The 226-nt window shown below is 71.2% G+C and carries 1 pseudogene; it reads right to left on the bottom strand.

The annotated features are described in order from the left end of the window. Positions 1-13: 13 nt before the first annotated feature. Positions 14-226: pseudogene (locus F0U44_RS23200) on the bottom strand (hypothetical protein); the annotation flags it as partial.

Below are 226 nucleotides of genomic sequence, written 5' to 3'. Positions count from 1 at the left end.
CTCTGGAACGGCTTCACGACGAGCACCTCTGGGCGTTGTTGACGTACGGCGTCACTCCGGCGCGGGCGCCGTCCGCAGCGAACGAGCCACGCATGCTGCAGAGGTAGAGCTGGAACCAGGGCCGGTAGCGGGCCGTGCGGACGACCCGGCTGAGGAGCGGCACGATCGCCTTGAGCTCCTCGCCGATCGCGCCCTTGCCGCGGCCGAGGTGCCCGGCGAGGTCACC

The organism is Nocardioides humilatus (genome assembly GCF_008373755.1).
Taxonomy (GTDB): Bacteria; Actinomycetota; Actinomycetes; order Propionibacteriales; family Nocardioidaceae; genus Nocardioides; species Nocardioides humilatus.
Note: the sequence above shows the minus strand (reverse complement) of the source record. Positions and strands in the feature narration are given on the sequence as shown.